General features: G+C 71.6%; 15 protein-coding genes and 1 pseudogene. 6 read left to right on the forward strand and 10 right to left on the reverse strand.

The window, feature by feature from the left end; translation table 11 throughout:
* The first annotated feature begins 41 nt into the window (after nt 1-41).
* Nucleotides 42-1187, forward strand: coding sequence for a xylose isomerase (xylA, locus tag FHR33_RS25740; RefSeq protein WP_183652663.1), 1146 nt, complete (start codon nt 42-44; stop codon nt 1185-1187).
* Nucleotides 1184-2569 (forward strand): xylulokinase, encoded by a 1386-nt coding sequence (gene xylB, locus FHR33_RS25745; RefSeq protein WP_183652666.1) that lies wholly within the window; start codon nt 1184-1186, stop codon nt 2567-2569. Before xylA ends, xylB begins: the two co-directional genes overlap by 4 nt.
* Before the next feature lie 3 nt (nt 2570-2572).
* On the opposite strand, the gene FHR33_RS25750 is transcribed toward xylB, so the two are convergent.
* A complete protein-coding gene (locus FHR33_RS25750) occupies nt 2573-3559 on the reverse strand; it encodes an aldo/keto reductase (RefSeq protein WP_183652669.1) in 987 nt (328 codons plus the stop codon).
* Between the two features lie 96 nt (nt 3560-3655).
* Here FHR33_RS25750 and FHR33_RS25755 point away from each other — a divergent pair, with 96 nt between their 5' ends.
* Complete coding sequence (locus tag FHR33_RS25755) at nt 3656-4060, forward strand: GNAT family N-acetyltransferase (protein ID WP_312895722.1); 405 nt, start codon at nt 3656-3658, stop codon at nt 4058-4060.
* Between the two features lie 127 nt (nt 4061-4187).
* Here the strand turns inward: FHR33_RS25755 and FHR33_RS25760 are convergent, their stop codons facing one another.
* From FHR33_RS25760 to FHR33_RS50570, 6 genes and pseudogenes are all read right to left on the reverse strand, one after another.
* A complete protein-coding gene (locus FHR33_RS25760; protein ID WP_183652671.1) occupies nt 4188-5126 on the reverse strand; it encodes a MerR family transcriptional regulator in 939 nt (312 codons plus the stop codon).
* Nucleotides 5127-5287: 161 nt separating this feature from the next.
* Nucleotides 5288-5635 (reverse strand): DoxX family protein, encoded by a 348-nt coding sequence (locus FHR33_RS25765; RefSeq protein WP_183652674.1) that lies wholly within the window; start codon nt 5633-5635, stop codon nt 5288-5290.
* Between the two features lie 144 nt (nt 5636-5779).
* Nucleotides 5780-6901 carry an NAD(P)/FAD-dependent oxidoreductase gene (locus tag FHR33_RS25770; protein WP_183652677.1) on the reverse strand — a complete coding sequence of 374 codons (1122 nt, stop codon included), beginning with the start codon at nt 6899-6901 and terminating at the stop codon, nt 5780-5782.
* 124 nt (nt 6902-7025) lie between these two features.
* Nucleotides 7026-7706, reverse strand: a complete 681-nt coding sequence (locus FHR33_RS25775; protein ID WP_183652680.1) for a response regulator — start codon at nt 7704-7706, stop codon at nt 7026-7028.
* Nucleotides 7699-8058 carry a sensor histidine kinase gene (locus FHR33_RS53375; RefSeq protein ID WP_376773295.1) on the reverse strand — a complete coding sequence of 120 codons (360 nt, stop codon included), beginning with the start codon at nt 8056-8058 and terminating at the stop codon, nt 7699-7701. Before FHR33_RS53375 ends, FHR33_RS25775 begins: the two co-directional genes overlap by 8 nt.
* Nucleotides 8059-8095: 37 nt before the next feature.
* Nucleotides 8096-9817 (reverse strand): annotated as a pseudogene (locus tag FHR33_RS50570) (histidine kinase); the annotation flags it as partial.
* A 136-nt stretch (nt 9818-9953) separates the two neighbouring features.
* Here FHR33_RS50570 and FHR33_RS25785 point away from each other — a divergent pair.
* On the forward strand, nt 9954-11468 hold the full coding sequence (locus FHR33_RS25785; protein ID WP_183652683.1) for a serine hydrolase domain-containing protein: 1515 nt from the start codon (nt 9954-9956) through the stop codon (nt 11466-11468).
* Between the two features lie 57 nt (nt 11469-11525).
* On the opposite strand, the gene FHR33_RS25790 is transcribed toward FHR33_RS25785, so the two are convergent.
* The 3 genes from FHR33_RS25790 to FHR33_RS49215 form a co-directional block, all read right to left on the reverse strand.
* On the reverse strand, nt 11526-11960 hold the full coding sequence (locus FHR33_RS25790) for an ester cyclase (RefSeq protein WP_183652686.1): 435 nt from the start codon (nt 11958-11960) through the stop codon (nt 11526-11528).
* Between the two features lie 111 nt (nt 11961-12071).
* Nucleotides 12072-12992, reverse strand: a complete 921-nt coding sequence (locus tag FHR33_RS25795; RefSeq protein WP_183652688.1) for an RNA polymerase sigma-70 factor — start codon at nt 12990-12992, stop codon at nt 12072-12074.
* Nucleotides 12993-13059: 67 nt separating this feature from the next.
* A complete protein-coding gene (locus FHR33_RS49215; RefSeq protein WP_221241244.1) occupies nt 13060-13290 on the reverse strand; it encodes a Rossmann-fold NAD(P)-binding domain-containing protein in 231 nt (76 codons plus the stop codon).
* 175 nt (nt 13291-13465) lie between these two features.
* On the opposite strand from FHR33_RS49215, the gene FHR33_RS25805 reads away from it, so the two are divergent.
* A complete protein-coding gene (locus tag FHR33_RS25805; RefSeq protein WP_183652691.1) occupies nt 13466-13648 on the forward strand; it encodes a hypothetical protein in 183 nt (60 codons plus the stop codon).
* Nucleotides 13645-14388, forward strand: coding sequence for an SDR family oxidoreductase (locus FHR33_RS25810; protein WP_183652694.1), 744 nt, complete (start codon nt 13645-13647; stop codon nt 14386-14388). The genes FHR33_RS25805 and FHR33_RS25810 overlap by 4 nt, the downstream gene beginning before the upstream one ends.
* The last annotated feature ends 49 nt before the right edge of the window (nt 14389-14437 follow it).

A 14437-nucleotide genomic window follows, 5' to 3' on the forward strand; every position in this document is an offset into this window, starting at 1 on the left:
TCACAGGATTAGGCTGTAATCCAAACTAATTGGGAGACGCCATGTACGAGCCCACCCCTGAAGACCGCTTCACCTTCGGCCTGTGGACGGTCGGATGGCAGGCGCGCGATCCGTTCGGCGACGCCTCCAGGGCGCCGCTCGACCCGGTGGAGAGCGTGCACAGGCTGGCCGAGCTCGGGGCCTACGGCGTCACCTTCCACGACGACGACCTGCTGGCCACCGAGCCCGACAGGGACACCGCGATCGCCGCGTTCAAGAAGGCGCTCGGCGAGACCGGCATGAAGGTGCCGATGGCGACCACGAACCTGTTCACCCACCCGGTGTTCAAGGACGGCGCCTTCACCAGCAACGACCGCGACGTGCGTCGCCACGCCATCCGCAAGGTCATCCGCAACCTCGACCTGGCCGCCGAGCTGGGCGCGACCACCTACGTCTGCTGGGGAGGGCGCGAGGGCGCCGAGTCCGACGCGGCCAAGGACATCAGGTCCGCGCTGGCCCGCTACAAGGAGGCCATGGACATCCTGGCCTCCTACGTCCTCGACAAGGGCTACGACATCAGGTTCGCCATCGAGCCCAAGCCCAACGAGCCGCGCGGCGACATCCTGCTGCCGACCATCGGACACGCGCTGGCGTTCATCAACTCCCTCGAGCACCCCGAGATGGTGGGGCTCAACCCCGAGGTGGGGCACGAGCAGATGGCGGGGCTCAACTTCGTCCACGGCATCGCCCAGGCGCTGTGGCACGGCAAGCTCTTCCACATCGACCTCAACGGCCAGCACGGCCCCAAGTACGACCAGGACCTCGTCTTCGGCCACGGCGACGTGAAGAGCGCGTTCTTCCTGGTCGACCTGCTGGAGCACGGCGGCTACGACGGCCCCAGGCACTTCGACTACAAGCCGCTGCGCACCGAGGACGCCGACGACGTCTGGCACTCCGCCGCCGCCAACATGCGCACCTACCTGATCCTGCGCGAGAAGGCGCGGGCCTTCAGGGCCGACCCCGAGGTCCAGGAGGCGCTGGCCGCCTCGCGCGTGGACGAGCTGGCCCAGCCCACCATGGCGCCCGGCGAGACCCTCGCCGACCTGGCCGCCGACGACTTCGACCCCGAGGCCGCCGCCCTGCGCGGCTTCCACTTCACCCGCCTCAACCAGCTCGCCCTCGAGCACCTGCTGGGCGTGCGGGGGTGACCCTCGTCGCGGGGGTCGACTCCTCCACCCAGAGCTGCAAGGTCGTCATCAGGTCCCTCGAGACGGGCGAGCTGGTCAGGCAGGGCCGTGCCGCCCACCCCGACGGCACCTCGGTCGATCCCGCCCACTGGTGGGAGGCGCTGCTGTCGGCGATCGCCTCGGCGGGCGGGCTCGACGACGTGGCGGCCATCAGCGTCGCGGGCCAGCAGCACGGCATGGTCTGCCTCGACGCCGGCGGGCAGGTCGTGCGCGACGCGCTGCTCTGGAACGACACCCGCTCCGCCCAGTCGGCCACCGAGCTGGTGGCGTCGCTGGGCGCGCAGGCGTGGGCCGAGGCGGTCGGCAGCGTCCCCGTGGCCTCGTTCACGATCACCAAGCTGCGCTGGCTGGCCACGCACGAGCCCGCCAGCGCCGCCCGCACCGCCGCGGTCTGCCTGCCCCACGACTGGCTCACATGGCGGCTGAAGGGCTCGCGAGGGCTCGACGAGCTGACCACGGACAGAGGCGACGCCTCCGGCACCGGCTACTGGTCGCCGATCACCGGCGCCTACCGCGACGACCTCCTCAAGCTGGCCTTCGGCGCGGTGCCGGCGGTCCCGCGGGTGCTCGGCCCCACCGAGGAGGCAGGCGCCACCCCCGAGGGCGTCCTGCTGGCTCCGGGCACCGGCGACAACATGGCCGCCGCGCTCGGCGTGGGCGCGCGCCCCGGCGACGTGGTGGTCTCCATCGGCACCTCGGGTACGGCCTTCGCCGTCGCCGACACACCCAGCCGCGACGCCAGCGGCGCGGTGGCGGGGTTCGCCGACGCCACGGGTCGCTTCCTGCCGCTGGCCTGCACGCTCAACGCGGCCAGGGTGCTCGACGCCGCGGCCGCCATGATCGGCGTGGGGCTGGAACGGCTCGGCGAGCTGGCCCTCTCGGCGCCCGCGGGGGCCGAGGGGCTGACGCTGGTGCCGTACCTGGAGGGTGAGCGGACTCCCAACCTGCCCCATGCCACGGGCGCGATCCACGGCCTGCGCCTGTCCACCTCCACCCCCGCGCACCTGGCCAGGGCGGCGGTCGAGGGCATGCTGTGCGGTCTCGCCGACGCTCTCGACGCGCTCGGACTGTCGCCCGAGCGGGTGCTGCTGATCGGCGGCGGCGCCCGATCCGAGGCCGTACGGCGCATCGCCCCCACCGTCTTCGGACGTCCTGTCGTGGTGCCCCCTCCCGGCGAGTACGTCGCCGACGGAGCGGCCCGCCAGGCCGCCTGGCTGCTGAGCGGGGGCGCCGAGCCGCCCGAGTGGTCGGTCGGCTCCCCCTCGATCCACGAGGCCGAACCGACGCCCGGCCTTCGCGAGCGCTACGCTGAGGCCCGCACACGCTTCCTCGGCGGCGCCTAGGGGTCAGTTGACGGCGTCGAGCCTGGCCCGCTGGTCCTGCGTCAGCTCCAGATCCACCGCGGCCAGGTTCTCCTCGAGCTGCGCCACCGACGAGGCGCCCGCCAGCGGGATGATCGGCAGCCGCCCGCCGAGCTGCCACGACAGCACCACCTGGTTCACGCTCGCCCCGGTCTCCTTGGCGACCTCGCGCAGCACCGCCAGCCTGGCGGGCGTCCCCGGGTGGTCGTAGTCGCGCGGCAGCGGCCTGTCCTCGCGGACGTAGGCGCCACCGAGCAGCGGCGAGTAGGCGACCAGGGTCAGCCCCGGCTCGGCCCGCAGATAGGTCATCAGCTCGGCGCCCGCGTGACCCAGGCTGCCGTCCTCGAAGATCGACTCGGGAACGTCGAAGCGCGGACGCAGGTGGCTGTGCTGGTACTGCAGGACCTCGTAGCCAGGCAGCCCCGCCGCGGCGGCCAGGGCGCGGGCCCGCTCCACCCGCCAGATCGCGTGGTTGCTCACCCCGAGCAGCCCGACCGTCCCCTCCGCCACCAGCTCGGCGAAGCCCTCCACGGTCTCGCCCAGCGGGACGGCCCTGTCCTCGATGTGCGCGTAGAGCAGGTCGATCCTGTCCACACCGAGCAGCTCCCTGCTGCGCTCGGCCGACTCCCTGATCACCTTCGCCGACAGTCCCTCCGCGTTGTCGACGTAGCTGGTGCCCGGTGCGAGCGGACGCGCGCCGAGCTTGGTGGCGATGACGATCTCGTCACCGACGCCGCGGCTGCGCCGCCACCGTCCGAGCAGCTTCTCGCTCTGCCCGCCCTGACTGCCGTCGATCCAGAAGGCGTAGTTGTCCGAGGTGTCGATGAACGTCCCACCGGCTTCGACGTAGCGGTCGAGGATGGCGAACGAGGTCTTCTCGTCCGTCACCGAACCGAAGAGCATCGCGCCGAGGGCGAGCACACTCACCTCGCGGCGGGTCTTCGGGTCGGTGCCGATCGTGCGGTACTTCATGCTTTCCCTCCCGTCGGCCCGTCCTGTCAGGGCCCCGCACGGGAGTCTGGGCCGTGGAGCGCACTCCAGGTCAAGCCCCACACGCACAATGGGGAAGTGACGAGATACATCGATGACATGCGCGCGATCAGCGAGGAGCACCTTCAGGGCGGATTCTTCGCCGGCTGGCCCGCGGCCCCCTCGCCCGAGCAGCATCTGGCGGTCCTTCGAGGAAGCTACCGAGCGATCGTCGCCATGGACGAGTCGAGCGGCCAGGCCGTCGGGTTCGTCACCATGGTCAGCGACGGCGTGCTGACCGCCTTCGTCCCGTGGCTTGAAGTCCTGCCCGCCTACCAGTCGAGAGGGATCGGATCCGAGCTGATGCGCAGAGTCCTGGAGGGCTGCGAACGGTTCTACTCCGTCGACCTCATGTGCGACGAGCCCCTCCAGCCGTACTACGCGCGCCTGGGCATGTCCCCCCTGACCGGCATGACCCTCCGCAACCGAGCCGCCCTCAGCTGAACGGCCGGCGTGACCGACTTGGTCGACCCACCACCATCCGTCGCCGAGGCCGCGGGCCGGACGGTCTGGGACACCGACCCACGCCCCCGCGCAACCGGGACGTAGGCGGCTTTCCGGGGCTTTGCGGCTATCTCGGGATCCGGGCGCGTAGGGCAGGGATGAACCAGGCGTACACCGGGGCCAGGCTCTCTGGGTCCGGCCAGCCGTTGATCACCGCGAGCAGCCGGAGGTACCGCTCCCAGCGCGGGTCGTTCGCGGACTCCAGCCGGGTCAGCAGCCTGCGTCGAAGCTCGGCGTCGTCGGGGCGGTCGAAGACCTGGGCGTACTGAGCCATGACCGCCGCGACCACCGCGTCGGCCTCGGGAGAGGCCGGGTCGATGCCTGCCGCCAGGGCCGGGCCTACCTCGTCACGGACCATCGCGGCCGAGTCGCGGCGCAGCGTCGTGGCGTCGCCATGGGCGCGCTCGGCCGCGTATTGCTCGGCCATGCGCCGTACGCTGCCGCGAAAGTCCGGGTCCTGGGAGAGCTCCGCCAGCTCCACCCACGCCTCGACCTGTTCGATCTCGGGACTGTCGGGGAGTTCGGGGGTCATCGAGCTCCTGATCCCCGCGAACCCGGCGTCGGCGTCCAGACCGCCGAAGGCGGTGTCGAGGAAGTCGTCGATCAGCCGTCGGCGTTCGTCCTCGGAAAGCTTGGCGAGCTTGTGCATGAGATCCATCTCCTCAGGGGTGGAGCCGCGCCTGGCCACCGCCGTCAGCACCGCTCGCCGCAGGCGCAGCGTCCGGATCTGGACGGCCAGCGCCTCGGCGTGCGCCGCGGCGACCTCGGGCAGCGAGACCTCCCTGTCCAGGACCTTCCTGATCGTGGAAAGGTCCAGGCCGAGGTCGCGCAGCGTGCGTACGAGGTCGAGGCGTGCGACGGCGTCGATGCCGTAGCGACGGTAGCCCGCGGGGCTGCGGTCGGTGGGCGGCACGATCCCGCGATCGGCGTAGAACCGAATGGCCTTGACCGTCAGGCCGGTCCGCCTGGCCAGATCGCCGATCGAGTACAGCGTGTCGCCGTCCATGCCCCCACTCTCGTGTCTCCCCTTACTGGAGACTCAAGCCCATCTCAGCTGCCCGCGCGCGCTCGCCGTACGGCGGGCCGGCGCCAGGCGACGCTTGAGCGGTTCGTCGCCGACGGGTTCGTCAAGCTGCCGGCGGCCGCGCCCCCGTCGTCGGCGGTCGCTCAAGCGGTCAACCCCAGCGCCAGGGAGGCGATCACCGGCGCCGCGTACACCATCGGGAACGGGATGTGGGAGTACCAGCGCGCCCTGGTTACGGTGACGACGGCGCCGGCGAAGTAGAACACCAGCCCGATCCCGGCGACGGCGCCGACGACCGGGACGAACAGACCCGCCACCAGCCCTGCGGCACCGGCGGCCTTGGCCGCGCCGAGCCAGGGCCACAGCGCACGCGGAACGCGGTAGTCGGCCAGGGGCTGCACGACCCACTGGGCGTGGAAGAAGACGGAGCCGGCCGAGAAGCCCGCCATGGCTGCGGCCAGAAGGGTGATGACGACGTAGGTGGTGGACATCTCGGATGCTCCTCATCGGGGGGTGTTCGGGGTCTTTCACTGACGTGACCCCGCCCGGCGCATGAGTGTGACAGGACGAGCCGTTCCGATCGGATTCTCACGAGCGCGGCGCGCTGGCCGCTGCCCGCCCACTCTTCGTGCGAGTCAGGCGCCGGGGCCGTAGGGCCCGGGGTGGCGCATTCTCCAGACGGTGCCGCGGGTGATGGCCTCCTTGAACGTCGCGGAGGCGCGACCGGTCAGCACGGCGCCGAGCGGGCTGTCGTCGGCACGGGTGAACTGGGTGACGCCGTCATGACGGCCGAGGCTGATGTTCTGCCAGACGTAGCGGATCCTGGCCCTTCGCGGCTCCCTCCCCGCCAGGAGGTCGGCCACCGCGTCGCCCGCCTGCAGGCCCATGGGCAGGCCGGTCTGGCAGGACATGCGTGACTGCCCGCCGGCGGTCCTGGCCGCGGCGGCGTCCCCGATGCCGAACACCTCTGGATGGGACACCGAGCGAAGCGCCCCGTCGACCCGCATGCGGCCGTGTTCGTCAGTGGCCAGCCCGGAGGCGGCGGCCAGGCCCGGAACCCGGAATCCGGCCGTCCACACCACCGTCTCGGCGGGCAACTCGTGGCCGTCGTCCAGGAGCAGCCCGTCAGGACCGATCTTGGCGACCGTCGCGCGTTCGCGCACGGCGACGCCCAACCGGCCGAAGGCCCTGTGGAGGTGGCGGCGGGCCCTCGGGGAGAGCCAGCCGCCGATCGTCCCCCCTGAGACCAGTTCGACGCCCAGCCTCGGGTGGGTCGCCGCGAACTCGGTCGCGGCCTCGATCCCGGTCAGCCCGCCGCCCACCACGACGACCGAGCCGGTTTCGGCCAGCCGTGAGCGCAGCCTGGCCGCCTCGCCGGCCGAGGCCAGCGTGAACGCGTGCTCCCCGATGCCCGGCACGCCATCCCTGTCCGCGTCGCTGCCGAGGGCGTAGATCAGCACGTCATAACTCAGGCTGTACGGCGCCGCGTCGAGCCGTACGGCCCGCGCGTCGAGATCGAGGCCGGTCACCCTGGCCACCACCAGCTCCACGCCGGTGCCGTCGAGCAGGTCGAGAAGCGGCAGATCGGGAAGCGGCTGCCCGGCCGCGAGCTGGTGGAGCCTGACCCGCTCCACGAACCGGTCGCTCGCGTTGACCAGTGTCACCTGGGCGCCGGCGCCCTGCAGCCTCCTGGCGGCACGCTTGGCGGCACCCAGCCCCGCGTAACCGGCACCCAGCACCACGATGCGGTCTGTCATGGTTTCCTCCGTATCGAGTCCCCACTTGAACCGGCGAGCCAGCCGATCCATGACACGTCGCGGTGTGATCGTTCTCACACGGGGGAGCCGACGGCGAACGCGGGCGGGGTCGCGGCCCGGTTGCTCAGAGGTCCGCGCCGAGGTAGCGGACGACCGCCGCGACGCGTCGGTGCACGTCGGGAGCGCTCTCCAGGCCGAGCTTGTGGAAGATCGTGTTCACGTTCTTCTCGACGGCCGACACCGACAGGTGGAGCGACTGCGCGATGCCCGCGTTCGATCTGCCGAGGGACATCTCCCCGAGGACCTCGCGCTCCCTGGCGGTCAGCTGGCCTGCGGCCGGACGGCTGCGCCTGACACGGCGCCGCACCAGCGCGTCGACCACCTGCGGCTCGATGACCGACCCGCCCGACGTGACCGCGCTGATCGCGCCGAGCAGGTCGTCGAGGTTGCCGATCCTGTCCTTGAGAAGGTAGGCGAGCCCTTCGCTGCCGTGCCTGAACAGCTCGAAGGCGAACAGCGCGTCCCGGTACTGCGACAGCACCACCACCCCCGTGCCCGGGTGCTCGGCCCGGACCTGGTGGGCCGCGTCGATGCCCTCGAAGCCGGCCCTGAAGGAGGTGCCCGGCATGCGGATGTCAGTGACGATCACGTCAGGCTCGAACCTGCGGACCGCGTCGAGGAGCTCGTCGGCGTTGCTGACCGCCGCGACGACGCCGACCTCGCCGGAGGTCTCCAGCAGCTGCCGGAGCCCCTCCCTGACGAGGTAGTGGTCGTCGGCGAGTACCGCCCGCAGAGGATCAGCCATCGACCGGTATCCAGGCGTTCACCCTGGTCCCCTTCCTTGGAGCGCTGACCACCTCGAGGTTGCCGCCGAGCGCGCTGAGCCGGTCGGCCAGCGGCCCGAGCCCGCGAGGGGTCACAGCCTCGGGGTCGAACCCCGCGCCGTCGTCTGACACCTCGACCAGCAGACGGTCGTCGTGTCGCGCCAGCCGTATCTCGACCCGTGAGGCGGCGGCGTGCTTCAGCGTGTTGGCGAGGGCCTCGCCGATCGTGAAGTAGGCCGCGCCCTCGATGTCGTCGGGATAGCGCTGCCCGCGCAGCTCGTCGTCGACGCTGAACTCGACGTCGATGGGCAGCCGGTCGCATCGCTCCTCCACCGCTTCGACCAGGGCCGCCCTGGGTGAGCACCGTCGGGTGGATGCCCGCCGCCAGCTCCCTCAGGTCCTCGAGCGTGGCCCGCGCCTGTTCACGGAGGTGCGTCAGGGCTTCGGCGCGCGGGGCGGCCCTGGCCAGCTCGAGTCCCGCGATGAGCGCCACGAGCTGTTGCTGCACGCCGTCGTGGATGTTCCGCTCGATCCTGCGGCGCTCGGTCTCCTGGGCGTGGACCAGGCGCGCGGCCAGGCGTGTGCCGCGCAGGGCGAGACCTGCCTGGGCCGCCAGGGCGGTGAGCAGGGTGTGGTCCCGCTCGGTCAGCTTCCCTTCGATCTTGGGACCGCACGACAACCGGCCCACCACCCGCCCCTCGTTCCTGATCGGGACGGTCCACTCCGGCTCGCCCGTGACGGCGCCCGCGTTCGCCTCCGTGCCGTCGTCGAGCCTGACGGCGATCCACTGCGTCCCGAGGGCGGAGCGGGCGACGTGCGCGAGATGCCGCAGCTGGCCGCTCGACTCGGTCATGGAGTCCAGCGCCGCGCTGATCTGGGTCAGCACCTGCGCCGCCGTGGGGCGGACGCCGTACACGAGCCGGTCGGCGAGCGCCTCCAGCCGCGCCCTCACGGGCTGGAAGACGAGTGTGACGAGGACGGTCAGGACGATCGCGACCGAGACGGGCAACCGCTCGCCCGCGACGACGCCCAGCGCGGTCGCCACACCGGCGTACACCAGCGCGATGGCCGACCAGAGCAGGCCGTAGGCCAGCGACCTGCGAATCACCACGCGGATGTCGAGCAGGTTGTACCGCACGATCGCCACGCCGATGGCCGCGGGCACCGCGCCGAGCACGGGCAGGAGGGCGAGCCAGCTCAGGTCCGGCGCGACGAGCCGGTGTTCGATGCCGAGGACGAGCAGGAAGCCGGCCCCGTTCAGCAGGATTCCGGCCGTCATCCACCGCAGCTGGCGCCGCTCCGCCGGCGTCGCCCCGCGCCACCGCACGATCAGCGCGCCTATCGCCCCGGCGGCGATGACGGGCGTCAGCAGCGTCCCTGCCGTGACCGCTCCCACGGCCACGGAGCCCGCGGCTCCGGGCAGCGCGAGCGGGTTCGGCACGGGCACGTCCTCGTCCAGGAGGCCCGGGGCGAACAGGACACCGATCGTGTGGACGGCGACGCACACCCCGCCCGCCCAGGCGAGCGGGCGCCACCGCGGTGACGGCAGCCGGCCGTCGGGGAAGAGCAACGGGATGAATATCCACACGAGCCCGTAGTGGACGCCGTACAGCGCCGCCGCCGCGACCGCGACGCCGAGGCCGGGGCCGTCCACACCGGTTCGGGCATGGTGCAGGAGCGTGCCCACCCCCAACCCGCCGACGCCGAGGCACAGGGCCGTCGCGAGCACCAGCCAGCCGTACGGATTGGCGGGCCGACGGCTGGCTATCAGCCAGCCGAGGGCAGGCAGGAGCATCCCGCCCGCCACGAACAGCCACTGGGACGGAGGAACAGGAAGGCCGGTCTCGAGCACGGCGCCGGCCGTCATGCCCGAGGCGGCGGCCACGGCGATCACGCCGGCGAGGAGCCGCTTGCCGTTCATGCGCGGCGCCGCCGCCGGGATGCCGGCGGAACGAACGGCGCGCTTCCAGCTGCGCTGCCGATGACTGCCAGCACCCCCTCCAGCCTGTGGACACGACTCGCGGGCCAGGCTATCCCTGCCCCCGATCCAGCCGTGCCGCCGGTCGACCGCCCGGCCACGGCCTCGAAGCATGCCAGCTCCCGCCCTGCGGTTTCCTGTGGTTAACCGCACACTTTGTCCGGCTGGCCGCCGTCATGACGGACGGGGGCCTGCACCCTTCGACGCCGACGTCCGCCTGACTAGCTTCGACGGCCGGAGGTGGACTTCTTTGACAACCACGACCGGCAGGAGCCGCGGCAGGCGGCGCGCCCTCATCGTCGTCGCCGCCGTCGCGGTGGTGCTGTCCCTCGCCGGCCTGGCCGCGCCACACGGTCTGCGACTCGGCGGCGAGAGCACAGGCGACGCCGCGCTGGCCCAAGCCGTGCGGCAGGCGGCCTGGCCGTCGGCGGGCCACCACGCGCTCGCCGTCGCCCTCATCGACCACGGCACCGTCCGGACGGCAGGCCTGGGAACGACCCAGGTCTCGGGCGGCCGTCCCGTCGACCATCGCACACCGTTCGAGTTCGGCTCGATCGCCAAGCCCATGACCGGCATGATCCTCGCCGACATGGCGAAGAAGGGGGAGCTCGCGCCGCGGACGACGGTCGGCGAGATCTTCCCCGGCCGGACCTTCCGCGATCCCGGCATAGCGGCGGCCTCGCTGGAGGAACTTGCCAGCCACCGCTCGGGCATACCCAGCATCCCGGCTTCCTTCTCGAGCACCACCGTCCTCGGCAGCCTGGTCGGCGGCAACCCCTACCGGGGACGAAACGCACGGGACGTCGTCGACGACGCGGCACGTTCAGTGGCGACCGGCCGCGGCGAGATCGCCTATTCCAACCTCGGGTTCGCGCTGCTCGGACAGGCGCTCGCCGCCAAGGCGGGCACCACCTACGACGACCTGCTCAGACGGCGCATCCTCGACCCACTGGACCTGCGCGACACCGCCCTCGTCAGCGACCCGCGCGACCTGCCGTCAGGCCGCGCCCACGGCTATCTCACCTCGGGCCACGAGGCCGCGCCCTGGTCCAGCGACGGGTACACCCCGACAGGGGCCGGCGGCTGGACCACGAGCGCCGACCTGGCCCGCTTCGTCGCGGCCGTGCTCGACGGCACCGCACCGGGCGCGGAGGCGACCCGGCCTCGCTGGGACATCGCCGAGGGCGACACGATCGGCTACGGCTGGCGGACGACGAACGGCGTGACCTGGCACGACGGCCACACCGGAGGTTTCTCCAGCTACGTGGCGTTCGACCGGACCTCCGGCCGTGGCGTCGTCGTCCTGGGCAACACCTCCGCGTCGGTCGACTACATCGGGCTCCGGCTGCTGGGCAAGGAGGGGCCGACCGAGCGGGACCTGCTGACCGGCGAGCTTCCCGTGCTCGCGCTGGCCGTCCTGTGCCTTGTCGCGGCGGCGCGGACGCTGCAGGTGGCCGCCCGCAGGAGGGCGCGCCGCCTTCTCCCCGCACCGGACCGGCTGAAGCTCGTCTCGATGACGTGGCGCGCTGTCGTGCTGCTGGCGGTCGCCTGGTCCTTCGGCGCCTGGCACATCCTCTGGCCGCCGCTGTGGCCGGCCACCGCGGCTCTTGTCGCTGCAGCCGTCGCCGTCGGCGCTCTCCGCATGCGGGGGCTGCCCGTCGCCCGAGGCCCGCGCCCCCGCCTGCGCCGGGCGACCACCGCCACCTCCGTGCTGCTGTGGACCGCCGTCGCCGCGGCCGTCGTCATCGCATGGATCGCTCGCTGAGAGACCGCGTCTTCGGCGTGCGGCCGTGCCGATCGTTCGCCGCCCCCGGCTGCTCCGCTACGCGGGAAGCATGCCGAGCTGTCGCATCTGCGAGGCGACGTCGACCACCCCCCAGATCTCGGCGAACCGGCCGTCCGCGAAGCGGACGATGAAGATCTCGCTGTACGTGATGGACTTGCCGGTCGGCGGGAGGCCCATGTATTCGCCCTGATGGGTCCCCGTCACCGTGTTCCTGCACACGACTTTGTCCCCCTCGGCGATGACGTCCTCGACCGTGACGTGAATGTCGGGGAACGCCCGCAGGAGCATCGCCCATATGTGCTTGAGGGCCTGGGCTCCCCCCACACCAGTCGGCACCGGCGCGTGGAAGAGCACGTCCGGATCGACGACCTCGTCGATCGTCTTCCAGATGAGCTCCACATCGCCGCTGTTCGTGGCGTCGTGCAGACGGTTCAACACCGCCTGGTCGCCGGCTGGCTGGGCTGTTGACATGGTGTCTCCTTCCGGTCGACCCGACACTCGTCTGGTCGTCGCTGTGGTGTGCGGGACCCGGTACTCACTCCGTGGGCATCTGACGGCGGGGCCGGTTCTCCCTGACGCGGCTCATGTCGGCAGCCGGCGGGCCTGGTTCTTCTCGCGGATGACCGCGTGGGCGTCCGCGACGGGGCCCAGGTGCCCGAGCTTTTCCGGGTTGATCAACGAGCGGATGGTCTGGACGCGTCCGTCGAGGATGTCGAGCGTCCAGATGCTGATGACCCTGCCGTCGCGGTCGCGGAGGATCGCGCCAGGCTGGCCGTTGACCTCGTGTGCCTCCATCACGGCGCCGATCTGGCGGAACGGCGGCCCCGCGGCGGCCAGCACCCTGGCGACCCTCTCGACGCCGTGGACGGGGCTCCTGCCCCCGACCTGGCCGCCGCCGTCACTGACCAGCTGAGCGTCGGCGGCGAGGAGTTCGCGCAGCCCGTCGACGTCGCCCTCCCTGAGCGCGTCAAAGAACCGCTCGGCGAGTTCCTCGCGCTTCCTCCTGTCGGTCTCGAACCGGGGCTGTCCCTCCTGCATGTGGCGACGTGCCCGTGATGCGAGCTGGCGGCATGCCGCCTCCGAGCGGCCCACTGCCGAGGCGACCTCCGCGAACCCGAACCTGAACACCTCCCTGAGCACGAAGACGGCGCGTTCGAGCGGGCTCAGTCGCTCCAGCAGCAGCAGTGCCGCCATCGACACCGAGTCGGCCAGCTCCGCGGAGCGCTCCGGGTCCTGGTAGGGGTCGGTGAGCAGCGGTTCGGGGAACCACGGCCCGACGTACTCCTCCCTGCGAACCCGGGCGGAGCGCAGCACGTCGATCGAGATCCTGGTGACCGTCGCCGAGAGGAAGGTCTTGGTGGATCGCGGTTGCGTCGAGGTCGTCGCGTAGCGCAGCCACGTCTCCTGGACGGCGTCCTCGGCCTCGGTCACGCTGCCCACGATCCGGTAGGAGATCGAGAACAACAGCGGGCGCAGTGCCTCGAATTCGTCCTCTCGCGTCATCCCCGTCCTCCCTCGAAGCCCTGACGCCACGAGGGGTGGCCCGGCCCGCCGCGGTCCACGGTCACCCTCACCACCGGCACGTCCCCAGCCGGCCCTGAACGATGGCGTTCGCCGCGTCGTCGAGCCCGTCGCCGACGAGCGAGCGCGGCCGGCTGCGCACCACCTCGACCAGGGTCTCGGACGAGCCCGGCTTGCCCGGATTCCTTGTTGTCGGCTTCACCTGGCCGTCACGTGCCACGAGCGGCGACACCAGCCGCCGCCCGCCGACTCCGGACCCACCGGCCACGAACACCCGCACCGCCGCGTCACCCTTCTGACTCCCGGATCCCTGCATCCCGTACACGGGACGAGACAGCCGTCCGATCTGTGACATCGCAGCCATGGAGAGTGGTGAGCCCCGGACATCGCCGGCCATGTCACAGATCGCCGACGGCACTCGTCCCCCTGCGGACCCCGCCACAAGGAGGAACCGCATGAACGGCGCACTGTGGATCGTCGCCGGACTGCCGGCCATCGTCCTGCCGGGCAGCAGCGCCAAGATGTTCGTGCCCGTTGGCGACCCGTCGAGAGGGGTCGAAGACTTCAGCCCCGGGCACCCTCAGGGCCGCTCACCCCATGTCACAACCGAGCGGGGCACCTCGTCTCAGAGGGCATGACAAACTCGGAACAGACCACGGTGTTGATCACAGGAGCCAACAAGGGACTCGGCCTCGAGGCGGCCAGGCGGCTCGGGGAACAGGGTTGGACGATCTTCCTCGGCTCGCGTGACGAAGGCCGAGGGCGGGCGGCTGCCGACAAGCTGACCGCCGATGGCGCGAACGTGGTCATGGTCCCGCTGGACGTGACCTCGGACGAGTCGGTGGCCGACGCCGTACGGCTCGTGCGGGAGCACACCGACCGGCTGGACGTGCTGATCAACAACGCCGGCGCGCCAGGAAGGGGCATCGCGCCCGCCGACGCGACGGCTGAGGAGATCCATTCCGTCTACGACACCAACGTGTACGGGCCGATCCGCGTCACGCACGCGTTCCTGCCCCTGCTGCGGGCGGCGGAGCATCCGCGGGTGGTGATGGTGTCCAGTGCCGTCGGTTCCTTCGCGGTCGTGACCGATCCGCAGCAACCCTCCGCGAAGATGCACGAGCTCGCCTACAGCTCGTCGAAGGCGGCGCTGAACATGATCACCCTCCGGTACGCCCACGCGATCCCGGAGATCAAGTTCAACATCGCCACTCCCGGAGAGGTCGCGAACCGTAAATTCGCCGCCACCGACATGAACCATCACACCGGCGAGCTGACGGTCACCGAGGGCACCGACTCGATCGTCAGACTCGCGACGATCGACGCCGACGGGCCGAGCGGCATCTTCATCGACCGCCTCGGCCCCATCGCGTGGTGACCACCGCCCAACCAACCCGCCGTCGACACCGGAGACCCTGCCGTCACAT

Source organism: Nonomuraea dietziae (assembly GCF_014195505.1).
GTDB lineage: Bacteria > Actinomycetota > Actinomycetes > Streptosporangiales > Streptosporangiaceae > Nonomuraea > Nonomuraea roseola.